General features: G+C 70.9%; 24 protein-coding genes. 9 read left to right on the forward strand and 15 right to left on the reverse strand.

Annotated elements, in window-relative coordinates:
* Positions 1-94 precede the first annotated feature (94 nt).
* From AC5WRL_RS14240 to AC5WRL_RS14250, 3 genes are read left to right on the forward strand one after another with little or no spacing between them, the layout of a single operon-like run.
* Positions 95-1,075 (forward strand): glycosyltransferase family 2 protein, encoded by a 981-nt coding sequence (locus tag AC5WRL_RS14240; RefSeq protein WP_496088860.1) that lies wholly within the window; start codon positions 95-97, stop codon positions 1,073-1,075.
* Positions 1,072-1,488 (forward strand): GtrA family protein, encoded by a 417-nt coding sequence (locus AC5WRL_RS14245; protein WP_496088861.1) that lies wholly within the window; start codon positions 1,072-1,074, stop codon positions 1,486-1,488. The genes AC5WRL_RS14240 and AC5WRL_RS14245 overlap by 4 nt, the downstream gene beginning before the upstream one ends.
* The gene (locus AC5WRL_RS14250) at positions 1,485-3,458 is read left to right on the forward strand and encodes a PIG-L family deacetylase (RefSeq protein WP_496088862.1); all 1,974 of its coding nucleotides are present in this window, start codon (positions 1,485-1,487) and stop codon (positions 3,456-3,458) included. Before AC5WRL_RS14245 ends, AC5WRL_RS14250 begins: the two co-directional genes overlap by 4 nt.
* 6 nt (positions 3,459-3,464) lie before the next feature.
* Here the strand turns inward: AC5WRL_RS14250 and AC5WRL_RS14255 are convergent, their stop codons facing one another.
* Entirely contained in the window at positions 3,465-4,049 is a 585-nt protein-coding gene (locus AC5WRL_RS14255) for a helix-turn-helix domain-containing protein (RefSeq protein WP_496088863.1), read from the reverse strand.
* Positions 4,050-4,124: 75 nt separating this feature from the next.
* Here AC5WRL_RS14255 and AC5WRL_RS14260 point away from each other — a divergent pair, with 75 nt between their 5' ends.
* On the forward strand, positions 4,125-4,706 hold the full coding sequence (locus AC5WRL_RS14260) for a Uma2 family endonuclease (RefSeq protein ID WP_496088864.1): 582 nt from the start codon (positions 4,125-4,127) through the stop codon (positions 4,704-4,706).
* Here AC5WRL_RS14260 and AC5WRL_RS14265 read toward each other — a convergent pair.
* The 11 genes from AC5WRL_RS14265 to AC5WRL_RS14315 all read right to left on the reverse strand — a co-directional run bounded on the left by AC5WRL_RS14265 (position 4,642) and on the right by AC5WRL_RS14315 (position 14,548).
* Positions 4,642-5,529: a M23 family metallopeptidase gene (locus tag AC5WRL_RS14265; protein ID WP_496088865.1), complete on the reverse strand. Its 888-nt coding sequence runs from the start codon at positions 5,527-5,529 to the stop codon at positions 4,642-4,644. The genes AC5WRL_RS14260 and AC5WRL_RS14265 overlap by 65 nt on opposite strands.
* Before the next feature lie 17 nt (positions 5,530-5,546).
* Positions 5,547-6,032, reverse strand: a complete 486-nt coding sequence (locus tag AC5WRL_RS14270; protein WP_496088866.1) for an ArsR/SmtB family transcription factor — start codon at positions 6,030-6,032, stop codon at positions 5,547-5,549.
* 28 nt (positions 6,033-6,060) lie between these two features.
* Positions 6,061-7,044, reverse strand: coding sequence for a UDP-glucose 4-epimerase GalE (gene galE, locus AC5WRL_RS14275; RefSeq protein ID WP_496088867.1), 984 nt, complete (start codon positions 7,042-7,044; stop codon positions 6,061-6,063).
* A 31-nt stretch (positions 7,045-7,075) separates the two neighbouring features.
* Positions 7,076-8,704: a glycosyltransferase gene (locus AC5WRL_RS14280; protein ID WP_496088868.1), complete on the reverse strand. Its 1,629-nt coding sequence runs from the start codon at positions 8,702-8,704 to the stop codon at positions 7,076-7,078.
* A 13-nt stretch (positions 8,705-8,717) separates the two neighbouring features.
* A complete protein-coding gene (locus AC5WRL_RS14285) occupies positions 8,718-10,886 on the reverse strand; it encodes a CDP-glycerol glycerophosphotransferase family protein (RefSeq protein WP_496088869.1) in 2,169 nt (722 codons plus the stop codon).
* Between the two features lie 174 nt (positions 10,887-11,060).
* Positions 11,061-12,245 carry a methyltransferase domain-containing protein gene (locus AC5WRL_RS14290; protein ID WP_496088870.1) on the reverse strand — a complete coding sequence of 395 codons (1,185 nt, stop codon included), beginning with the start codon at positions 12,243-12,245 and terminating at the stop codon, positions 11,061-11,063.
* Positions 12,242-13,210, reverse strand: coding sequence for an ATP-grasp ribosomal peptide maturase (gene tgmB / locus AC5WRL_RS14295; RefSeq protein ID WP_496088871.1), 969 nt, complete (start codon positions 13,208-13,210; stop codon positions 12,242-12,244). The genes AC5WRL_RS14290 and tgmB overlap by 4 nt, the downstream gene beginning before the upstream one ends.
* A 3-nt stretch (positions 13,211-13,213) precedes the next feature.
* Positions 13,214-13,501, reverse strand: coding sequence for a putative ATP-grasp-modified RiPP (gene tgmA / locus AC5WRL_RS14300; RefSeq protein WP_496088872.1), 288 nt, complete (start codon positions 13,499-13,501; stop codon positions 13,214-13,216).
* A gap of 47 nt (positions 13,502-13,548) precedes the next feature.
* Positions 13,549-13,914, reverse strand: coding sequence for a hypothetical protein (locus tag AC5WRL_RS14305; protein WP_496088873.1), 366 nt, complete (start codon positions 13,912-13,914; stop codon positions 13,549-13,551).
* Positions 13,911-14,171: a hypothetical protein gene (locus AC5WRL_RS14310; protein ID WP_496088874.1), complete on the reverse strand. Its 261-nt coding sequence runs from the start codon at positions 14,169-14,171 to the stop codon at positions 13,911-13,913. Before AC5WRL_RS14310 ends, AC5WRL_RS14305 begins: the two co-directional genes overlap by 4 nt.
* Positions 14,168-14,548, reverse strand: coding sequence for an ATP-binding protein (locus AC5WRL_RS14315; protein ID WP_496088875.1), 381 nt, complete (start codon positions 14,546-14,548; stop codon positions 14,168-14,170). The genes AC5WRL_RS14310 and AC5WRL_RS14315 overlap by 4 nt, the downstream gene beginning before the upstream one ends.
* 240 nt (positions 14,549-14,788) lie before the next feature.
* Between AC5WRL_RS14315 and AC5WRL_RS14320 the strand changes: the two genes are divergently transcribed.
* The 3 genes from AC5WRL_RS14320 (at position 14,789) to AC5WRL_RS14330 (ending at position 17,196) form a co-directional block, all read left to right on the forward strand.
* On the forward strand, positions 14,789-16,054 hold the full coding sequence (locus tag AC5WRL_RS14320; RefSeq protein ID WP_496088876.1) for an NsdA family TPR-like regulatory protein: 1,266 nt from the start codon (positions 14,789-14,791) through the stop codon (positions 16,052-16,054).
* Positions 16,051-16,617 carry a GNAT family N-acetyltransferase gene (locus AC5WRL_RS14325; protein WP_496088877.1) on the forward strand — a complete coding sequence of 189 codons (567 nt, stop codon included), beginning with the start codon at positions 16,051-16,053 and terminating at the stop codon, positions 16,615-16,617. The genes AC5WRL_RS14320 and AC5WRL_RS14325 overlap by 4 nt, the downstream gene beginning before the upstream one ends.
* Positions 16,618-16,710: 93 nt before the next feature.
* On the forward strand, positions 16,711-17,196 hold the full coding sequence (locus tag AC5WRL_RS14330; RefSeq protein WP_496088878.1) for an SAM-dependent methyltransferase: 486 nt from the start codon (positions 16,711-16,713) through the stop codon (positions 17,194-17,196).
* Between the two features lie 154 nt (positions 17,197-17,350).
* On the opposite strand, the gene AC5WRL_RS14335 is transcribed toward AC5WRL_RS14330, so the two are convergent.
* Positions 17,351-17,905, reverse strand: a complete 555-nt coding sequence (locus AC5WRL_RS14335; RefSeq protein WP_496088879.1) for a TetR/AcrR family transcriptional regulator — start codon at positions 17,903-17,905, stop codon at positions 17,351-17,353.
* Positions 17,906-18,008: 103 nt separating this feature from the next.
* Here AC5WRL_RS14335 and AC5WRL_RS14340 point away from each other — a divergent pair, with 103 nt between their 5' ends.
* Complete coding sequence (locus AC5WRL_RS14340; RefSeq protein ID WP_496088880.1) at positions 18,009-18,932, forward strand: NmrA family NAD(P)-binding protein; 924 nt, start codon at positions 18,009-18,011, stop codon at positions 18,930-18,932.
* A gap of 62 nt (positions 18,933-18,994) precedes the next feature.
* On the opposite strand, the gene AC5WRL_RS14345 is transcribed toward AC5WRL_RS14340, so the two are convergent.
* Positions 18,995-19,606, reverse strand: coding sequence for a DinB family protein (locus AC5WRL_RS14345; protein ID WP_496089151.1), 612 nt, complete (start codon positions 19,604-19,606; stop codon positions 18,995-18,997).
* A gap of 100 nt (positions 19,607-19,706) precedes the next feature.
* On the opposite strand from AC5WRL_RS14345, the gene AC5WRL_RS14350 reads away from it, so the two are divergent.
* Positions 19,707-20,564 carry an alpha/beta hydrolase gene (locus AC5WRL_RS14350; RefSeq protein ID WP_496088881.1) on the forward strand — a complete coding sequence of 286 codons (858 nt, stop codon included), beginning with the start codon at positions 19,707-19,709 and terminating at the stop codon, positions 20,562-20,564.
* 3 nt (positions 20,565-20,567) lie between these two features.
* Here the strand turns inward: AC5WRL_RS14350 and cutA are convergent, their stop codons facing one another.
* Positions 20,568-20,891: a divalent-cation tolerance protein CutA gene (gene cutA, locus AC5WRL_RS14355; protein WP_496088882.1), complete on the reverse strand. Its 324-nt coding sequence runs from the start codon at positions 20,889-20,891 to the stop codon at positions 20,568-20,570.
* Positions 20,892-20,935 lie beyond the last annotated feature (44 nt).

Raw genomic sequence — 20,935 nt, forward strand, 5'->3', positions numbered from 1 at the left:
CTGACCCACGCCGGGCTGTCCACGGCAGCGCGGATCCCGCGCGTTGTGCGGGAGATGAGGGAGATGCCGGATTCCCGGAAGGAAGCTGGGCCGCATGAAGCTGTCCGTCGTTGTCCCCTGCTACAACGAAGAGGCCGTCATCGACCGCTTCGACCAGCAGCTGCGGGCCAGCCTGGACCGCCTCCCCATCACGTACGAGCTGTGCTACGTGGACGACGGCAGCGCCGACAACACCCTCACCCGGCTGCGCGCGCTGCGCGTCGAACACCCCGCCAACACCCGCTATCTCTCCTTCAGCCGCAACTTCGGCAAGGAGGCCGCGATGCTCGCCGGACTGCGCGCGGCACGGGGCGACGCGGTGGTGCTGATGGACGCCGACCTCCAGCATCCGCCCGAGCTGATCGGGCACATGCTGGAACTGCACGACCGCGGCCATGACCAGGTGGTGGCCAAACGCGACCGGTCCAGCGACAAGGCGGTGCGCGGACTGCTCTCCCGGCTGTACTACCGGGCCGTCAACCGCTGGGTGGACGTCCGGCTCACCAGCGGCGTCGGCGACTTCCGGCTGCTGTCCCGGGCGGCGGTGGACGCGCTGCTGTCGCTGCCGGAGAACAACCGTTTCTCCAAGGGGCTCTTCTCCTGGATCGGCTTCGACACCGTCACCTTCGACTGCCGGGACGCCGCGCGGCAGGGCGGCGGCGGCAGCAAATGGCGGTTCCGCTCGCTGCTCAACTACGGCATGGACGGCCTGATCTCCTTCAACAACCGGCCGCTGCGCGCCGCCATCTACACCGGCCTGGCGCTGGCGGCGCTGGCCGCCGGGTACGCCGGCTGGGTGATCGCCACGGCGGTGGGCGGCGGGGTCACCGTCCCCGGGTACGTCACCCTGGTCGCCATCATCGCCGGGCTCGGCGGGCTCCAGATGCTGATGCTCGGGCTGATCGGCGAGTACATCGGGCGCATCTACTACGAGACCAAGCGCCGCCCGCACTACCTGGTGAAGGAGAGCGGCGAGGTACGCGCCCCGGAACGGCCGGCCCCCGACCCGGCACCCGTCGAGGACTTCGAACGGTGAAGGCGGCGCGGCGGGCCCAGCTGGCGCAGTTCAGCCGCTTCGCCCTCATCGGCGCCGTCAACACCGGCACCTTCTACCTGTGCTACCTGCCGCTGCACCGCCTGCTGCCGTACTTCTCCGCCTTCACCCTCGCCTACCTGGCCAGCATGGTCGGCTCCTTCTTCCTCAATACCTACTTCACCTACCGCACCCGCCCCAGCTGGCGGAAGTTCGCCCTCTTCCCGCTGACCCAGCTCACCAACTACCTCGCCCAGAGCGCCGGCCTGTATCTGCTGGTCAGCGGCGCCGGGCTGAACAGCACCACCGCCCCGCTGCTCGCCGCGGCCGGCGCCGTACCCTTCACCTATCTGGTGTCCCGGCGCATCCTGCTGCCCCGTCCCCGTCCCCGTCCCCGCGAGGAACCCGCTCCATGACCGTGCTGTCCCGCCGCGCCCTGATCGGGGGCGGGCTCGCGTCCGTCCTCGGGGCCGCCACCCTCATCGAGGCCCTGCGGACCACCCCCGGGAGCGGGCACGGCGACGGTACGGACCCGGCCGCGCGGCCGGCCTCGGTCATGCAGTTCATCGCCCACCCGGACGACGACCTGTACTTCATGAACCCCGACCTCAGCGGCACGCTGCGCACCGGGGCCGCGCTCACCACCGTCATCCTCACCTCCGGCGAGTCCAACGGCGTCAACGGCAACGGCGGCCCCGGCCGGCCCTCCCCCAGCATCGGGCACGACCGCTTCGCGCGCGCCCGGCAGAACGGACTGCGCGCCGCGTACGCCCACATGGCCACCGGCGACCGCGACAGCCCCTGGCAGTCCACGGTGCTGCCCACCGCCGGCGGCTTCCCCGTCCAGCGCGACACCCTGCTGGCGCGCCCCTCGGTGCGGCTGATCTGGCTTCAGCTGCGCGAGGCCCGCAAGGTCTCCGACGAGGTGCCCGACTCGCTGCGCGGACTGTGGCGCGGCCAGGTCGGCCGGCTCGGCTCGCTGCGGGCGCGCGGCGGCGTGGTCGGCGAGGACTTCACGGTGACCGCCGACCAGCTGACCGCCACCCTCACCGGGCTGCTGCGCACCTCGGCGCCCAGCCACGTACGGTTCCAGGACCCGACCCCGGACCGGCGGCCGGGCAAGAAGGTGTACTCCGACCACCAGGACCACACGTACGGGGCGAGGTTCACCCAGCTGGCGCTGGAGCGGTACGCGGCGGAGGACCCCGCGTACTTCAGCGCGCAGAGCTACCTCGGCTACCGCAGCGGGACCCTGCCGCCGACGCTGAGCCCGGCCGCCGTCGAGGCCAAGGCACGCACCCTACACATCTACGGCGGGGTCGGCGCGACCTGCGGCGACGCGGACGGCTGCGGCGACTACAAGACCGGCGCCACCCCCGACCTGCGCTGGCTGCCCACCCTGCGCGACCCGCGCGAGATGAGCACCGACTGGCTGCACCGTCTTGACGACGGCGGGCTGCTGGCCTGCGCGGTGCTCGGCGGGCGGCTCGCGGTGTGGCATGGGGTATCCCCTGCGGAGTGGGCCGGCCCCGAACTGCTGCCCGGGGCGGGCATCGACGGGGGCTTCGTCCTGGTGCGTCACCCGGACGGGCGGCCCGCGGTGTACGCGACCCGTACGGTCGGCGGCGCGCCGGGTGACGCCGGGTACCGGCGCGAGGTGGTGCGGTCGGTGGACCTGGGCGAGTGGGAGGTGCTGGGCGCGCCGAACGGCGGCGACCACGAGGCGAGCTGGCAGCTGTTGCCGCCGGCGGTGGGCGTGGACGACGCGGGCCGGGTGGTCGTCGCGGCGCGCAACAAGGGGCATGGCCTCAGCGCCCGCACGCTCGATCCGGCGAGCGGGGCGTGGGGCGCGTGGACGGACCTGGGCGGCGTCAACGCGGCGAGCCGCCCGGTGGCGGTGACCGGCGGGGACGGCCGGATCCGGATCCTGGCCGCCACCCACGAGAAGGTGCTGCTGTGGCGGCAGGGCGCGGACGGCGGCTTCGGCGCGCCGGTGGACGCCGGACTGCCGGCCGTCACCGGGCCGCTGACGGCACGCCGGTCGGGGGCCGGGGTGCAGCTGTACTTCCGGCAGCCCGGCACCGGAGTGCTGCAAACGGCGGTGGTGGACGGTGTGGAGGGCGGGCAGCCGAAGGTGACGGAGCTGCCCGGCGGGGTGGGGTACGGCCCGGCGGCCGAGTCGTCCGGCGCGCTGCTCGCGGTGCGCGACGAGGCGGGCCGGGTGGCGGTGGCGGTCTCCCCGTCCCCGTGGGTGACGGCCCCGCAGCCGGCGATCGGCACCCCATCGGCGGTGGCGGTCACCCGCGACCGGGTCACGGTCGGCTATCTGGGGGAGGACGCCCGGCTGTACTCCATGGAGTTCGGCACGGACGGTGCGGGTCAGTAGGGCTGGCTAACGGTTCTTGGGCCGGGCGCGGACGTGCATGCGTTCGCCCTGCGGGCCGAAGAGGCTCAGTACCTCGACGGGGCGGGTGTCGGCGCTGCCGAACCAGTGCGGGAGCCGGGTGTCGAACTCGGCGGCCTCGCCCTCGCCCAGCTCCAGATCCCGGTCGGCGAGCAGCAGCCGCAGCCGGCCGGTGAGAACGTACAGCCACTCGTAGCCCTCGTGGGTGCGCTGCTCGGGGCGGGGCTGGTTCGGGGGCTCGCCCGGGATGATCATCTTGTACGCCTGAAGCGGCCCGGGGCGGCCGGTCAGCGGCAGTACGGTACGCCCGCCCTGGATCTGGCGCGGCGCCAGCCGCACCCGCGGATCACCCACGGGCGGCGCGCCGACGAGTTCGTCCAACGGCACCTGGAACGCCTTGGCCAGCGGCAACAGCAGTTCGAGCGAGGGCCGCCGCTGCCCCGACTCCAGCCGGGACAGCGTGGAGGTGGAGATCCCGGTCACCTCCGACAACGCGGCCAGCGTCACCCCCTGCTCCAACCGCACCCGCCGCAACCGCCCCCCGACCTCGGCCAGCACTTCGGTGAACTCCATACGCACCAGCTCAGCACGCCGTCCCGGTTGTGGCAAGTGGGTTTGCCGGGACGGTCACATCACTACCGTGGTGACATGACCGAACTGCCGGATTGGATGTACCCACCCCACGAAGAAGGCTGGTTCGCCGAGGACCTGGACCAGCTTCCGGAAGCCCCGCGCCACACCGAACTGATCCATGGGGCGTTGGTGTTCCTGCTGACCCCCCAGCGGTCCTGGCACGCCAACACGGTGGTCGCGGTGGATTCCGCCCTGCGGCGGTGTGCCCCGGATGGGCTCCGTGTGGAGTCATGGATGACCGTCCGGCTCGACGCCCGCAACCGACTGGCGCCGGACCTGGTGGTCGCCGACGCCCGGTACGAGGCGGACCGCACCTGGTTCGCCGCCGAGGAGGTGCGGCTGGCGGTGGAGGTGGTCTCTCCCGAGTCGGCACACCGCGACCGGACGGTCAAGCCGCGCAAGTACGCCGAGGCCGGGATTCCGCACTACTGGCGGATCGAGGACGAGGAGCCGGGCGGCCCGGCTGTCCACGTCTATGAGCTGGACGTAACCACCAGCACGTATGTTCCCGTCGGTATTTTCCGGGACACGCTCAGCCGGCCGGTGCCGTTTCCGATCGCTCTGGATCTCCGGTCGCCGGCACCAGCGGGGCGGTGAAGATCTCGGTGTTGGCCGGGACGCCCACGCCCGTCCAGGTGAAGGGGATGCCCTGGGCGCGGTGCGGGTCGGGGTGGGTCATCAGCTGGAAGTGGACGTGGGGTTCGGTGGAGTTGCCGGAGTTGCCGCACGCGGCCAGCAGCTGGCCGGTGGTGACGCGGTCGCCCTCGCTCACCCGCAGGGAGCCCTTCTTGACGTGCGCGTAGAGCGCGTACGTGCCGTCGCCCAGGTCGAGGATCACGTGGTTGCCGAGCACCCGGGAGACGCCCAGGAGATCGCGGACGATGCCCTCGGCGAGCAGATGAACCAGCGCCGGCCAGGAGTTGCGGCTGCGGTGGTCGCGCTGGCGGTCGCGGGCGCGGACCACGGTGCCCTCCGCCACCGCGAGCAGCGGGGCGCCGAAGGCCGGGAAGTCGCGGTTGGGGCGGGACAGCGGCCACCAGCCGAAGGCGGGGCGGGAGCCCTCGGCCGGTTCGGCCGGTTCGGCCGGTCCGGCCGGTTCGGCTGACCCGGCCGGTTCGGCCACGATGTCGATGGCGTGGCTCTGCCCGTAGCCGTACGTGCCGTGGCTGGGCACCTTGTCCGCCGGGCTGTTGAGAGCCAGCCAGCGGCCGGTGACCGGCGCCGCCACCTCCACCGGCGCCGGGTACACGTGCCCCCGGGGCGGCCGGGTCACCGCGTACTGGATCGCGGCGCCGGCCAGCAGGGCGGCCCAGGGCAGAAACCCCCAGACGCCGTACAGCTCGCGCAGTACGGCCAGCGCGAGGAACGCCCAGAAGCAGGTGCGGTACAGGACGGGGCCTATGACACGGAAGGTGCTCATGACGGGTATCTCGCGCCTCAGCTCGGGTTTCGGGTGGTGGCCAGCGCCACCAGCAGCGGGATGACCCGGGTCGGCGGGATCTCGTGGCGGCCCCGGCCCGTGGTGTGCAGCCAGCCGGCCGAGGTCAGCTGCCGCAGATGGTGGTAGATCTGGCCGGTGGTGCCCAGACCCTCCAGCGCGGCCAGCTCGGCGACGGTACGGCGGCCGTGCGCGATCTCGCGCAGCAGCCGCATCCGTACGGGGTGGCCGAGCGCCGCGAAGGACTCGGCGGCCTGCTCCCAGTCGCCCGCCAGCAGATCGTCGGTGGTCAGCGCGTACTGCCACTCGTAGAACTCCTCGGTGGCCAGCCGGGCCGAGCCGGTGAACAGCACACCGCCCGGCCCGTCCGGCGGGAGCTGCTTCTTCAGGCCCTCCAGCGCCCAGAAGCCGCCCCCGCCCGTGCCCTCCAGCGCGGCGAGCCGGCGCTCCAGGGCCGCGACACGCTCCTCCAGGGAGTCACTCATACGGCCGATCGTACATGCTTTTACGTAATTACCGAGTGAATCGCCAGCCCGCCCACGCCGAGGTCACCATCTCCCGCACTCCGCGCCGCGCGCTCCACCCCAGATGCTTCGCCGCCGCCTCGGTACGCGCCACCACCCGCGCCGGATCACCCGGCCGACGCGCTACCACCTGCGGAACCAGCGCCTCGTGATGCGTCAGCCGACCGATCTCCACCGCCATCTCGCGCACCGACACGCCCTCCCCGCGCCCGATGTTCAGCGTCAGATCCCCCGCGAACGGCTGTTCCGCCAGCGCCCGCGCCGCCGCCACATGGGCCTGCGCCAGATCCTCCACATGAATGTAATCCCGTACGCAGGTGCCGTCCGGCGTCGGATAGTCGTCCCCGAAGATCAGCGGCGGCAGCCCGGCCTCCAGCCGCTCGAACACCATCGGGATCAGATTCGAGACCGAGGTGTCCGCCAGCTCCGGGGCCGCCGCGCCCGCCACATTGAAGTACCGCAGACAGGCCGTCGAGATCCCGTGCGCCCGCCCCGCGTCCCGCACCAGCCACTCGCCGATCAGCTTCGTCTCGCCGTACGGGCTGATCGGCGCGCACACCGTGTCCTCCGTCACCAGCCCCAGCCCCCCGTCATCGGCCGGCGTCCCGTACACGGCCGCCGAGGACGAGAACACGAACGTCTCGATCCGCGCCCCGCGCACCGCCTCCAGCAGGATCTGCAACCCGTGCACGTTCTCCCGGTAGTAGCGCAGCGGCTGCGTCAGCGACTCCGCCACCTGCTTCTTCGCCGCCAGATGGATGACGGCCCCCACCTCGTACCGGGCGATGGTCCGGTCCAGCAGTACCCGGTCCAGGGTGCTGCCCTCCACCAGCGGCACCCCCTCCGGCACCCGGGCCCGTACCCCCGTGGACAGGTCGTCGTACACCACCGGCCGCTCGCCCGCCGCCAGCAGTGCCCGTACGACGTGGGCGCCGATGTAGCCCGCTCCACCGGTGATCAGGAAGGTTGTCATCCGATGCTCCATTTCTCCTTCGGACTGCCCGTCAGGTCTTCAGCAGACGTTGCAGAGGCTGCACGCGTTGCAGCCGGGCCGCCGCCACCCCCGTCGCGCCGCGCACCCCCGGCGCGATCCGCAACGCCAGCGCGCCGTGCGAGGTGGTGTACGGCTGCACCAGCAGCAGCCCGTGCCGCCGGCTGGGCAGTACGGTACGGCGCGGCGCCGCACCCACCGGCCGTACCCCGGCGACCACGGTCCGGCCCCGGGCGCAGCGGATGCCCGCCCTGATGTCCCACACCGTCAGCGGGCCGTCGGAGTCCGGGGCGGGCAGCGCCGCCAGATCGAGCCGGGGCGCGGCCACCCAGCCCGCGCCGTCCTCGGCCGGGAACAGCGCCACGCTGCGCCGCTGCCCGAGCCGCCCGCGCTCGCGATGCCACAACTCCACGTCCACGCCGTAGACATCGGCCGCCGCCAGCCGCCCGTACAGCTCGTGGACGCGCAGCCGCAGCACGGGGGACGCGCCCGGCCCGGTGAGTTCGGCGTCCACCGTGAGCGGCAGCGCCTCCACGGGCAGCTCGGCCAGGCCCTCCAGCGGCAGCTCCGGCAGGTCCGGGGACCACACGGGGTGTCCGCCGGCGGTGGCCAGCGGGGGCAGCAGCCGGGGCGGGTCGGCGGTCAGCGCGGCCATCCGGGTCAGCTCACGGGGGGTCGGGGAGGCCAGCAGCAGGGCGGCCAGCCAGCGGTGCACGGGGGCTGCCACGGCCAGCTCGGCCGGCGTGAAGGCGGCCAGGTGGGAGCGGGTGAGGGACCACCACCAGCGCTGGAAGTCGGGGCTGCGGGAGGGGAGTTCGCGTACGTACAGCGGCAGATCGTGGTCCAGGAACTTGGTGCGGGCCGCCGCCGCCAGCCGCTCCGCCCCGGCGGTGCGCAGGATGTCGACGGCCTGCCGGTGCGCTTCGAGCCGGCCGGCCCAGTGCGCGACGCGGCCCCGGTCGAGGGAGATCGACAGCGCGGCGGAGCGGCGGCGCACCTGCCACACGTACACCGGATCGGGGATCACCGCGAGCCGGGGGGCGGCGGCCAGTACCCGGGCGGTGAACACGAAGTCCTCGTAGGGGAAGCGGCCTTCGGGGAAGGTGATCCGGTGGGCGCGCAGGAAGTCCCGCTCGTACAGCTTGTTCACGCACAGCGTGTCGTGCGTCAGCCCGGGGTGGCGGCGCGGCGGGTCGTACACGGCGGGCGCGGCCGGGGCGGCGAACAGCTGTGGCTGCCACGGGCGTTCGGTGCCGGCGGGCAGTTCACGGCGTACGCACAGCCCGGCTGCCACCGGTGCGGCGTGCCCGGTGGCGGCGGTCAGCAGGGCGGCGACGGCGCCGGGCGGCAGGATGTCGTCGCTGTCCAGGAACATGACGTACCGGCCGCGCGCCGCCGCCAGGCCGGTGTTGCGGGGGGTGCCGCAGCCGCCGCTGTTGACGGGGTGGCGGAGGAGGCGCAGGCGGGGTTCGCGGGCGGCGAGGCGTTCCAGGACGGTGGCGGTGGCGTCGGTGGAGGCGTCGTCGACGGCGATCACCTCGCCGACCGCCGGGCCCTGGGCGAGCGCGGAGCGGACCGCGTCGGCGATGTGGGCGGCGTCGTTGTAGGCGATGACGATGACGCTGACGCTACGGGAGGTCATGGGGCGCGCCGCCCTATCGGGCCGGGACGGCGTCGGGGGCGGCGGGGGCGGGGCGGCGGGGCGATGGGTACGCGCCGGAGGCGGGCGGACGGCGGTCGGCGGGCGGGGTCACCGGGGGGAGGGCGCGGCCGTCGAGGAAGAACTCGCGGACGACGCGTTCGGCGGCCCGGCCGTCGTCCCCCGGGCTGAACCGGGCCCGGAACGCGGCCCGTTGCCGGGCGCCGGCCGGATCGTGCCACAGCGGGGCGGCGGGGTCGGTGAACAGGGCGAGGAGTTCGTCCTCGGTACGCGTCACCGGTCCCGGCGGGCAGTCCGGCAGTTCCAGGCAGACGCCCTGGGCGGTGCGGTAGTCGGCCCAGTCGGCGGCGTGCACGACGATCGGCCGGTCCAGCAGCGCGTAGTCGAACAGGATGGGGTGGTAGTCGGTGATCAGCGCGTCGGCGGCCAGGCACAGCTCGACGAGGGAGGGGTGTTCGGCGGCGGGCACCTCGCGTACGCCGGGCGCGGGGTGCCCGAGCGGGGCGCGGGTCAGTAGCAGATGACCGGGGCCGAGGCGGGCGGCGAGGCCGGCCACATCGAGGTGCGGGATGGCCGGGGCCGGCTCGTACGGGCGCTCGACCGGCGCGTACAGCACGGCGAGCACCCCCGGCGGGATCCCGAGCCGGGCGCGCGCGGCGCGTACGTCCTCGGCGGTGGCGGTGAGCAGCCGGTCGGCGTGCGGGGAACCATACTCCAGCAGGGTGTACGCGCCGGGGTGCGCGCGGCGCGCGGTGCGGGTGGCGTGCGGGCCGGCGGACAGGGCGGACGTCCAGCAGTCGATCTGCCGCAGTGGGGTGCTTGGGGGGCGGGCGACGGTGCTGCCGGTGTGGGTCTGGAGCCGCTGCTGGCCGGCGCGGGGGGCGCGCGGCACCGGGTCGGGGAACGGGGCGTCGCTGATCAGATAGCGGGCGCGGGCCAGGGCGCGGGCGGCGGCGGGGGAGTGCGGGTGCAGGCGGCGCGGGCCGTCCGGAGGGAGGTGCGGGGCGTGTTCGGGGCCGGCCACCCAGACGGTACGGAGGTGGGGGGCGAGTGCGCGGGCCTTCGCCTCCAGGGCGGCGGGGTGGCCGGTGTAGGCGCCGGTGGCGGGCAGGAACACGGCCAGGTCGGGGAGGAGGGGGCGGTGCCGGTGGACCTGGTAGTGCAGGCGGAGCGCGGCGGCCCGCAGGTGGCGGGCGCCCGCGCGGGCGTGCGGCCGGAGGAACCGTACGGCGCGCCGCACGGCGTGGGCGGTGGCGGCGCGCAACCGGCGGGTGAGAACGGGGAGGCTGCGGGTACGGTCCCGGCCGTCGCTGAGCGCGGTGGCCCCGGCGGTGGTGCGGTGCCGGGCGCACAGCGCGGCGGCCTGCCGGAAGAACTCGGCGCGGGTGGCGGGCGGCAGCGGTCCCGGCCGCTGGTGGAGCTGGGTGAGGTCGGCCAGCATCCGCTGATAGAGCCGGGCCCGCCAGCGCGGCGCCGTTACCTGCTCGAACAGCCGGTCGTACTGGCGCAGGATGTCGAGATGCTCCCGGCCGTGCGGGCCGGTGGCGGGCGCGGCCGTACGGCGTACGCAGTCGCGATCCAGCACGGCGATGGACGTGGCGGCGAGCAGCGCGGACTGGGAGAACGGCAGATCCGCGTAATGGCCGGGCGGAAACCGCAGCCCGAGCCGGTTCAGCAACTCCCGCCGGTGCGCGCGACCGGCGACGTCCGGGTCCAGCCACAGCAGGCCGGGGCGGCCGGCGAGGGTCATGACGTCGGGGGGCTGCTGGCAGTACAGGGCGCGGTGCGTACTGCCATGCAGTGGGAAAAGCAGCACCTCGGGGTCACCGGTGGCCCGCAGCCGACGGTCCATGGCGGGCAGGGCGCCGGGGGCGAGGGCATGGGCGGCGGCGTCCAGAAACAGCACGTACTCCCCCCGCGCCCGCTCCACCCCGGCATTACGGGCGGCCCCCGCCCCGCCCGGGTACGGCAGCCGCACCCGAACGACGCGGTGGTCGACGGCCGCGTACCCCCGGATGACCTGGTCGCTGTCGCCGGAGGCGACATCGTCGACGGCGATGAGTTCGAGATCGTCGAGCCGCTGTCCGAGAACGGAGACGAGGGCGGCATGCACCTGCTCGGGCGGCGCCTGGCGGACGGTCACAATGACGCTGAAGCGAGGCACGGCACCACATCCACCGGACGAGGGAGCAATACACGGACCATCCGACAATCGCTCAAGCGCCAGTGGATTCCCCGCACCGCTGGGATATGACCGTCCGGGTCCCTCCATTCGGAGCAACGCCACCAGGCCGGCGCGGCGAGAACCCGGGCACCGACCTGGCAGGGGACCACGACATCAGCGCGGCAGAACCCAGTCCCTCCTGGCGTCACCGTCACCGTCACCGCGCGACAGCGTGTGCAGACCATCGGCGTCAACACGAAGCCGATAGGCACCGGGCGCCGGCCGCCCGGCCCGCTCCCACTCCGCGAGTCGCCGGATGCGCCCGGAGGCGAGGTCGCTCAGCGGGCCGCCCTGCTGGACGGTCAGGGTGGGGCCGTTCAGGGTCATGCGGGCCCACGACAGGGAGTCGGGGTGGACGAGGCAGTAGGTGTGGTGACCGTTTTTCTCGGCGAGCCGAAGGGACAGCACGTCGGGTTCGTTGAGATCTACCTCCTGTGCGTGGCCGAAGACCACTTGCCGCACGAAGTCATGCGGATCACCGACTTCGTCGGGAAGGGGGATCACGGTCTTGGTCTCGGGATCTGACTGCACCAGATCGACGTACCTGAACGCACTCCTCGCCGACTCGTCCGGCGAGGAACGAGCGTCCATGAATCCATAGGCTTCTTCCAGGAAGGTGCCCTCGGCCGCACCGTCGGCTGTCCTTTTCAGACAGGCGATGCCGGAGCCGATGTTCACCACGATGGGTGCTCCCGGGGCTGTGGCCCGCAGCCACTCGGTGGGGATCCGGCGGACGGCGCAGGTGGCGAGGATCCCGTTGAACTGGCCGGACGCGGGGAGTTCATCCCGGCCGTCGCCTGTCAGGATGGTCGGCTCGTACCCGAGGCCGGCCAGCCGTTCCCGGGCGGTCGCGGTGAGTTCCGGGTCGATGTCGATGCTGGTCACGTTATCCGCGCCGAGGCGATGGCACAGCAGGGCCAGGTTGTAGCCGGTCCCCGTGCCGACCTCCAGGGCGCGGTCGCCGTCGCGTACCGGGAACTCCTCCAGCATCATGGCCATGAGGGAGGGCATGGAGGAGGAGCTGATGCCCGTACCGTTCGTGTCCCACCTCGTGACAAGGGAGTCATCGGCGTACACGGCGTCCAGGAAGCCTTCGTCCCGCGGCTCGTAGAACGTCTCCTCCTGTTGTCCCTCCAGACGACGGCCGAATCGCGGGGTGAAAACCTCCCTCGGCGTCTCTTCGAACGCGGAGATCCACTCGGGGCTGCGGAGGGCGCCGCAGGAGATGAGTTCCTGCGTCAGCCGGTGTCGCGCGGGTTGTGACGCTTCGAAGCCACGGGTTGTGGCGGTGTCGGTCATGACATCTTTCCTTCCAGGAGATCGGCGATCGCGTGGGCGATGGGCTGGGCCAGCTCGGGTATGAACCCGTACTGGCCATTGGGGTTGACATCGACGAGATGCCAGATGTCGTCGTGGTCAACGAGGAAGTCCATCGCCGCGTATCGCAGATCGAAGGCCGACATGAGTCGCTGCACCCCCACCCTGATGTCGTCCGGCATGGTGCACACCTGGTAGGTGAGCGCGTCGTAGTCGCGCCGGAAGTCGATCCGGGACTCGTCCGAGTGGGCGTGGATCTCACCGGCGAACAGGCGTCCTCCCACGACAGTCAGCCGGACCTCGTGCTTCTTGGGGATCCACTGCTGGAAGGTGTGGGCGCTGAAGATGATTTCGTCGGTGAGATCGTCTGGTCCCAGCGGGGGACTCGTCCACACTGCGGCCTCCTCTCCGTTGAATGCCCGTTGTCCTTGGGGAGCGATGGGCTTGTACACGACCCTTCTGTCCGGCAGAGAGACGACGAAGGCTTGTGCTTCGCGGGGGTCGTTCGTGATGAGGGTGGGGGGAATGCGGAGCCCGCATTGTGCGGCGGTGGCCAGGGCGCGTGGTTTCGAGTCCGCGATGACGTTGTGCCGTGGGTGGTTGACCCACCGGCACCGCAAGGACTGCACGATGCCTCTGAACGCTGCCCGTGCCTCCGAGCGGGCCCACGTGGCGTCATCCTCGGAGAGGGCGGGATCAACCTCGTGCGGACTGGGGCGCCGGTAATACACCGCCGTGACCTCGTCGAGGGCAAGCTCCCGGTGCTGACCGCGCCAGCCGCCCACCCAATCGTGGTGTCCAGGTCCGATGCGGGCCGAGAGCATCACCTGCCCGGGGAAGTCCCCCGGGTCGATCCGATGTACGGGGACACCCCGCTGGTTCAGCTCGTGGACGACGAGATCGGCCGGACTCTCCACCAGTTGGCGGGTCAGCACCAGGACCGTCATTCCCTACTCCTCCTCTTCCGGCGCGTCGACATCGCTGTCGTCCACGGCGTCTTGAAACCACTGCATGTCCCACCTGGTCTGCTCGGTTGAGCCCTTCGCGGTGCCGGTGGCAGCGGCCGTGATGAGCGGCACGCCGTCGTCCGTCAGCGCGAGTTGCCGCTCGGGGCAGTAGGTGGTGTGCGGAATCACGGTCGTGTTCTCGGGGGTGATGGGCCGCGCCGTACGCAGGCCGAACGGGCGCTGAGGTAGCCCATCCCCTTGAACGTGGGCGGGCGTGAGCACGGAACTCATGCTGTTCCTCCTCTGATGATGGGATCTCTTGTTTTCTGTCGGGCGGTTCAGCGGACGGTCCACCACGTGTGCAGCAGGCTGGCTGCCATCGCGGTGATGCCCAGGAGGGTGATCGTGTGGAAGGCCCGGTCGGCGGTCGTCGGGCGGGTCTTGGTGGGGGCCGGGAGTTGGGAGGTTCCGCTGGCGTACCGGGTGGGTCCGCACGGCCCGGCCGCGTCGCCACGTACGAACTGAGCGAGCCTGTTCAGACAATCGGCGCAGGCCCGTACGGGACGGGACCGGCCGTACGCCACCACGGATCCGGCCCAGACCACCGGTACGTTCTCGGTCTGGCACATGGAGCAGGTGCCGGTACGGGTCCAGCCGGTGAACTCCTCGGCGACCAGCCAGGCCAGGGGGGTGGGGGCGGTCATGCGCGCGGGCCTTCGAACGGGACGGCGTCCTGCGGTATCTCGTTCTCCCGGACCGTTCGGGTCACCCGTACGAGTCGGCCGCTGCTCAGCGTCAGCCGGCCGCCGCGCATGAAGTGGATGCGGCGGCCGTTGTGGAGCACGGTCACCGACTCGACCCGTTCCAGCCGGCCGCCGACCTCGATGTAGTCCCACGCCTTCACCAGGCTCAACGCGACATCGAGCGTTACCTTCACCAGCCTCGGCTCGTCACGGTTCATCGCGTGTCCCCGGCGAGATCGCAGCTGAACCAGACGATCTTGCCGTGCTGGTGGCGGGTCCGCTCGCAGCCGAAGCGGGCGGCCATCTCGCGTAGCATCCACAGGCCCCGGCCGTCCTCCGCGTCCCAGTCGGGTGCCTTGCCGATGACCGGCAGCCGTACGGAACGGTCGAAGACCTGCACGGTCACCTCGCTGCCGATGAGCACGATCCGCAGGTAGCAGCGCGGGTGTTCCGTCACGTGCCGCAGGACGTTGGAGAGCAGTTCGCTCACTCCCAGCCGCACCAGCTCCACAACATCCGGCGCGGCCCCCCACCCCCGCACCACCTCCCCGGCTTCCCGCCGCCACCACTCGACACCTCTCGCATCGGCGGTCAAGGACCGCCCAAACACCTTCTGGTTGTGGACAACCAGCACCGGATTCCTCATCACACCTCCAGTCGAGGGAGCACACGGCTTGCGGAGTGAGGATCCGCCCCGTCCCGTCGCCCGCCTGAACAGTGAACGAGGCTTTGCCACGGAGCGTGAGGAAAAGTCTGTGCTTCTTACGGACGGTACAACCGGAAATTTTCAAGCGATCCAGTTTGCCGTGCGTTGCCTGGCGGCTACATTGAGTACGTGGAAGGCAACGGTGCACTCAAGGGGCGGATGAGTGAAGCGGGCTTCACTCAGACGGAATTGGCCGACGCGGTAAATGTCCATCTGCGAGCGGACGGGCGCGAGGGAACTGTCAGCGACCGCACTGTCCGCAATTGGTTGACCGGAAAAACCCGTTGGCCGCATGAGCGCCAGCGGGCCGCACTGGAGGCAGTATTCAACTGCCCGGTCGCAGCACTGGGTTTCATTTCGAGTCGAGGTTCCTCGTCTCACGCACCGCCGGAGGACTCAGTGCGTCGTCGCCGCTTCATTACCGTTTCTGCCGCCGCAACTCTCGCCGCTGCGACGGCTCCCGCTTATGCCTCCCAAAAGCGCTTCGGCATGAGTGACGTCGAGCGATTGCAAATCAAGTTCGCCGCTCTGGTCGCCACCGATTTTCGATACGGCGGCAGGCGGACCGTCGAAAATCAGGCGACCGAACTTGCCGAAGAAGCCCTGATGATTCAGAACCACGGGAAGGCGACACAACGTGTGCGCGGAGCACTGTATGGCTGCGCAGCGTCCTTTACCTCAAGCGCCATGTGGGCGGCCATCGATGGTAGGCGCTTCGATGCCGCACAGCGCCACTTCCACCGCGCATCGAGTCTGGCGGCGATGTCCAACGACTCGACCATTCAGTTCCGTATCTGGTCGCACGCCGGAAGTCTCTATCGCCACATGAATCGCCCGGCAGACGCTGTTGCGGCCAACGATGTGGCCAGAAACCTGCCCATCACCCGCCACGACCCGATGTTTGCCTGTCTCGGCCACGCCCGACATGCCGCCATCCGAGGCTTGACCAACGACTCTCAGGCGGTCCGGCAAGCACTCGGCTACGCGCAGGACGCCTTCGAACGAGCAGACGCTACGGAGAAGCGCCCGGTGTGGATGGCTGCTGTGTGTGATCGGGCCGAACTGGAAACCCTAGCCCTTTCCGCACATTTCAGCCTCGGTAACTTCGAGGAAGCAGAGGGCCACGCCCACCGGGGTCTCTCCCTGCTGCGCCCTGCCATGCAGCGCGACCGCGCGATCGTTACCGCTCGACTCGCACTTGCCCAGCTCGGTCAGGGCGAGCTGGAGAGCGCCGTGAACTCCGCCCTGAGCATCCCCAGTGGCAGCGACCGGCACCCGCGCGTCGGCCCATTGTTGCGCGAATTCAGCGACCTGCTGCATGTCGTCGCTCCCTCCAGTACGCCCACCCGTAACTGGGACGAATGCGTCCGCGAGAGCCAGAAGGGGGCCTCATGAGCTCCACCGGAATCGAGTTCCGTCGCACCCGTGATGCCGAGGGCATCATGGACACCCTTATCGACGTCTATGCCGAAGTCCGTGCGGATCGACTCCACGAACCCCACTACTCAACCACTCGGTATTCCGAACAACTGGCCCGTCATGCCTCGGAACCGGGATGGGAAGTCCTGATCGGCTACGACGGCGCCGAGCCCATCGGCTACGCCTACGTGAACACCCTCCATGCGGAGCACCGTTGGTGGCAGCGCATGACCACGCCCCTGCCCGCCGGATGCGCCGGCACACCCACTGTCGCCCTCAAAGAGGGCATGCTGCGCCGCCCCTGGCGGGGCCGTGGCCTCGCCAAGCGAGGCCACGATGAACTGCTGGCGGCACGGCCCGAGGAACAGACCACCCTTCTCGTCAACGCCCTTGCCGGGGATGGAAAGGTGAAGGCGCTCTACGAAGCCTGGGGGTACCGCGAAATCAGCGTCCAGCAACCCTCTGTTGACGGCCCCGTCCTGACCGCCATGCTCCGTCCGATCCATGAACCCGAGTCGACCGAAAGGGTTCACCCGTGATCAGGCAGCGGGACCTGTTGCTGGCCTGATGGGTCCCACACGAGTGGGGCCCGTAATCGAATCTGCATAAGGCGTATTGAAGGAGGGCCCCTGGTGAGTGCGGAGATGACGGTCGTTCCCGTCGGTCATGTCGTAGGAGGCCGGGCGGAACCAACCGATGACTATTGGGGGGACAGCCGGGCGATCATCCGCATCGATCCGGAGCGGTTCACCGAAGGCGCCGTTGTCGGGCTGGATGAGTTCTCGCATCTTGAGGTGGTGTTCCGCTTCCACCTCACAGACCTGGAGGACCTCCATCCCGAGCCTCGGCGCCCGAGGAACAACCCGGAGTGGCCGGCGGGTGGGATCTTCGCGCATCGCAACATGCGCCGGCTGAACTGGCTCGGGGTTTCGCGGTGTCGGTTGATCAAGGTGGATGGCCTCGATCTGCATGTGGCCGACCTGGACGCGGTGGACGGTACCCCGGTGCTGGACATCAAGCCGTGGTTCGTCGAGATGGGGCCCCGGGGCGAAGTCCGGCAGCCCGCTTGGCCGTCCGAGATGCTGGCCGACTACTACGCCGAACCACCTGCCCCTTGAGCCCTGTCGTCCACGCCTACGCTTCGCCGGGTGCGGCTGCGCGGTGAGTCGCCCGGCCTGGCGCCGACGGGGCCGGGCATGGCCGACGGGCGTTGCGAGCGCGTTGTTTCTGTGGTGAGTGCCCGTGCTCGGTTCTGCCGGTGGTGTGCCGTGTTCAGCTCTGTGGACTCAGTCCAGCCACGGCCAGCCGGAACAGCCGGTCCGCCTGGGCGGCCGGGTCGGGGTAGTGCTCCGTGGCCAGGGTGATGCCGACGATCAGCGTGATCAGGTCGGATACCGTGACGCCTGTCGCCAGCGCGTCGTCCTGTACGGCGCGGCGCAGCAGAGGGTCTGCCGCCTCTTCCAGTGCCGCCGAGCAACTGTTCTCGTGCACCGGGCCGTCGTAGGCCAGTGCGGGCGCCAGCCCCCGGGCGGAGACGCAGTAGGCGACGACGTCGGCAAGCCATTCCAGGAGCGCGTTCCGGCTGTCGCCCTTGCCGGTCAGTTCATGGGCACGGACGCACAGGGCCTCGATCCGTTTCCGGGAGACGGCTTCCAGCAGCGCGCGGCGCGTGGGGAAGTGTCGGCGCACGGTTGCTGAGCCGACCCCCGCGGTGCGGGCGATCTGTTCCAGGGAGGCGTCGGCGCCATGGGCGGCGACCTCCTCCTCGGCCACGGCGAGGATGCGCGTGTAGTTGCGTCGGGCGTCCGCGCGCTGGTGCTCGGGCATGGCGTCACCTCCAGGATTGATAAGTGGCGGGCTCCGCCGTATCGTACCGAAGTAGAAACGGCGGGCCCCGCCGTTTAGTCGGCGAGCAACCCGAGGGAGCCCCATGTCCACAGATCCCGCACCCGTCCTGGTCACCGGCGCTACCGGCAGGCAGGGCGGAGCCACCGCCCGCGCGCTGCTCGCGGCGGGTGTTCCCGTCCGCGCCCTGGTGCGCGACGCGGCCACCGACCGGGCCAAGGCCGTCGAGGCACTCGGCGCCGAACTGGTCACCGGCGACCTTCACGACCGCGATTCCGTGATCCGGGCCGCCGAGGGCGTCCGCGCCGTCTTCTCCGTGCAGATGCCCGCCATCACCGCGGAAGGCTTCGATTTCGAAGGGGAGGTGGCCCAGGGCGTCAACCTCATCGAGGGCGCGAAGGCCGCCGGTGTGCCGCAGTTCGTGCACACATCGGTCACCGGCGCCGGCCGGCACACCGAAACTCCCGGTTGGGCCGAAGGCCGCTGGGCTTCGATGGAACCCACCCTGGGCGCCAAGAGCGCGATCCAGGACCGGGTTCGCGCGGCCGGGTTCCCCCACTGGACCCTTCTCAAGCCGGGCTTCTTCATGGAGAACTTCCTCCCCTCCATGGCGTTCCTGTTCCCGCGCGGCACAGCGGGCGGCCTGGTGAGCGTTCTGCGCCCCGAGACGCGGCTGTCCCTGGTCGCGGCGGACGACATCGGCAGGGCAGCCGCCGCGGCCATCACCGCGCCGGAGCGATTCGACGGAGTGGAACTGGAACTGGCGAGCGACTATCTGTCGATGACGGAGATCGCGGAGGTCCTCTCACGTGCTCTGGGCACGCGACTGTCCGCGCCGGACATGACCGAGGAGGAGGCCCTCACCGCCGGAATGCCGGCGATGGGCGCCACCCACGAGTGGCTGAACGTGGCCGGCCAGCCGGGCCGCCCGCAGTACGCGAGGGACCTCGGCATCCCACTCACCAGCTTCGAGGAATGGACGCGGCAGCACTTGCGGCCCACCGCCTGACCCGGCCCCGTTCGCACTGCCATGCTCCGTCCCCTCCATGAACCCGAGTCGACCGAAAGGGTTCACCCCGTGATCACGTGGGACGACCTCTGAGCCTTGGTGGGTGTGGCCGACCCGGCGGCTCGCTCGATCTTCGCGCGGTGGGCCGCGCGGGCTTCTTCGTCGATCGGCTGCTCGTGTTCGGGGCGGAGGCCGGTGCGGCCGTCGAGGGATTCGCGGAGGATGTCGGCGTGGCCGGTGTGCCGGATGGATTCGCCGAGGACATGGACCATGACGGCGAACAGGTTGGTGTTGGAGTAAGGCTCCGGCCACCACGGAACGTGGCCGGGGGCGTCGAGGGGAAGCTCGTTGATCGTCGCGTCCGAGTGTTCCCACGTGCGCCGGTAGAACGCGATGATCTGATCGCGACTCTCGTCCCCGGCCGCCCACAGGTCGCTGCCGTCGGAGTCCTGCCACCGGGGCAGCGGTTCCGGGGAGGGGCGGCCGAAGACCTCGCCGAAGTATCTGGCCTCGACGGTGGCCACGTGTTTGACCAGGCCGAGGAGGTTGGTCCCGGTCACGGTCAACGGCCGGCGGGCGTCGTATGCGGACAAGCCGTCGAGTTTCCACAGCAGCGCCGCGCGGTCCCGCCGCAGTCTCCCGTGCAGGTGGTCCTTGGCGAATTCGTCGATCATGCGCCATGAGCCTGCCATGGGCCGATCGTGGTCTCAAGAATTCGCGGCTGGAGGAAAATCACTTGTGGCCACGGATGGTGATCGCCTTACGTTGCTGGCCGTGACCATCGAGATGCCCTACCGGCCGCTTCCGGTCGACCAGTTGGACGTGCGCTACGTCCATGGCCCCGATTCCGTGCGCCGGCCGGGCGTGCCCGCCGGTGAGACGATCGCGTTCGAGTGGCGGGACAGCGCGGTCTACCCCGGTACCTTCCGGACGTTCTGGGTGCATGTGCCCGCCCGGTACGATCCGGCGGAACCGGCGTCGCTGATGGTGTTCCAGGACGGCTGGTGGTATCTGGACCCGGCCGGGGAGGTACGCGGCGGGATCGTGCTGGACAACCTCGTGCACCGTGGCGACATCCCCGTCACCATCGGCGTGTTCGTCGATCCGGGCGTCTTCCCGGACGCGGACGATCCCAAGAACCGCAACAACGAGTACGACGCCTTCGACGACCGGTACGCCACCTTCCTCCGCACCGAGATCATCCCGCAGGTCGCCGCGCGGTACGCCATCGCCACCTCGCCCGAACAGTGGGGCATCTGCGGCGGCAGCAGCGGCGGCAACTGCGCACTGACCGCCGCGTGGCTGCGCCCGGACGCGTTCCGCCGTGTCATCGGCTACCTGTCCAGCTTCGCGCAGATGCCGGACGGCAATCCGTACCCGGATCTCATCACCCGCACCCCCCGCAAGCCGCTCCGCGTCTTCCTGCAAGCCGGCCACCGCGACCTCGGCTGGAACGCGCCCCAGGGGAACTGGCTCGCCGAGAACCTGCGGGTGGGGGCGGCCCTCGCCGAGGCCGGTTACGACTTCCGGCTCGTCCTGGGGGACGGCGGACACAGCCCCAACCACGGGGGCGTTCTGCTGCCGGACGCCCTGCGCTGGCTGTGGCGGCCCCTGCGCTCCCACCCGGCCTGAGTGTCAGTCCGTGGTGGTCTCTTCGCTCACCCAGGACAGATAGTCGGCGCTGCCGTGCGTGATCGGGGTGGCGATGATTTCCGGGGTGGCGTAAGGGTGGAGCCGCCTGATCTGCGCCTCCAGCTCCGGAAAGCGTTCGACCGTGGTCTTGTACAGCACGCGCCATTCCGGGTCCGTGCGGACCGCGCCCTGCCACCGGTACACACTCGTGATCGGCCCGTCGATCTGCGCGCATGCCGCCAATCGGGCTTCCACGGCACTGGAAGCCAGCGCCTGGGCACTCTCGGCGTCATCGGTCGTCGTCAGTACGGTCAAGTAGTCGGCCACACGGGCCTCCTTCACTGAGCGGGCGTCCTGGGACGGTACCCGGG

The organism is Streptomyces sp. NTD107 (assembly GCF_059510435.1).

Bases quoted from the DNA above. Each gene is read 5' to 3' on its own strand.
- AC5WRL_RS14325 (WP_496088877.1), top strand. From the start codon at position 16,051: ATGAGCTCCACCGGAATCGAGTTCCGTCGCACCCGTGATGCCGAGGGC.
- AC5WRL_RS14240 (WP_496088860.1), top strand. From the start codon at position 95: ATGAAGCTGTCCGTCGTTGTCCCCTGCTACAACGAAGAGGCCGTCATC.
- tgmA (WP_496088872.1), bottom strand. From the start codon at position 13,501: ATGAGTTCCGTGCTCACGCCCGCCCACGTTCAAGGGGATGGGCTACCT.
- AC5WRL_RS14270 (WP_496088866.1), bottom strand. From the start codon at position 6,032: ATGAGTGACTCCCTGGAGGAGCGTGTCGCGGCCCTGGAGCGCCGGCTC.
- AC5WRL_RS14255 (WP_496088863.1), bottom strand. From the start codon at position 4,049: ATGGAGTTCACCGAAGTGCTGGCCGAGGTCGGGGGGCGGTTGCGGCGG.
- AC5WRL_RS14250 (WP_496088862.1), top strand. From the start codon at position 1,485: ATGACCGTGCTGTCCCGCCGCGCCCTGATCGGGGGCGGGCTCGCGTCC.
- AC5WRL_RS14345 (WP_496089151.1), bottom strand. From the start codon at position 19,606: ATGATCGACGAATTCGCCAAGGACCACCTGCACGGGAGACTGCGGCGG.
- AC5WRL_RS14265 (WP_496088865.1), bottom strand. From the start codon at position 5,529: ATGAGCACCTTCCGTGTCATAGGCCCCGTCCTGTACCGCACCTGCTTC.
- AC5WRL_RS14305 (WP_496088873.1), bottom strand. From the start codon at position 13,914: ATGACCGCCCCCACCCCCCTGGCCTGGCTGGTCGCCGAGGAGTTCACC.
- AC5WRL_RS14310 (WP_496088874.1), bottom strand. From the start codon at position 14,171: ATGAACCGTGACGAGCCGAGGCTGGTGAAGGTAACGCTCGATGTCGCG.
- AC5WRL_RS14280 (WP_496088868.1), bottom strand. From the start codon at position 8,704: ATGACCTCCCGTAGCGTCAGCGTCATCGTCATCGCCTACAACGACGCC.
- AC5WRL_RS14260 (WP_496088864.1), top strand. From the start codon at position 4,125: ATGACCGAACTGCCGGATTGGATGTACCCACCCCACGAAGAAGGCTGG.
- galE (WP_496088867.1), bottom strand. From the start codon at position 7,044: ATGACAACCTTCCTGATCACCGGTGGAGCGGGCTACATCGGCGCCCAC.
- AC5WRL_RS14340 (WP_496088880.1), top strand. From the start codon at position 18,009: ATGTCCACAGATCCCGCACCCGTCCTGGTCACCGGCGCTACCGGCAGG.
- AC5WRL_RS14290 (WP_496088870.1), bottom strand. From the start codon at position 12,245: ATGACCGACACCGCCACAACCCGTGGCTTCGAAGCGTCACAACCCGCG.
- tgmB (WP_496088871.1), bottom strand. From the start codon at position 13,210: ATGACGGTCCTGGTGCTGACCCGCCAACTGGTGGAGAGTCCGGCCGAT.
- AC5WRL_RS14335 (WP_496088879.1), bottom strand. From the start codon at position 17,905: ATGCCCGAGCACCAGCGCGCGGACGCCCGACGCAACTACACGCGCATC.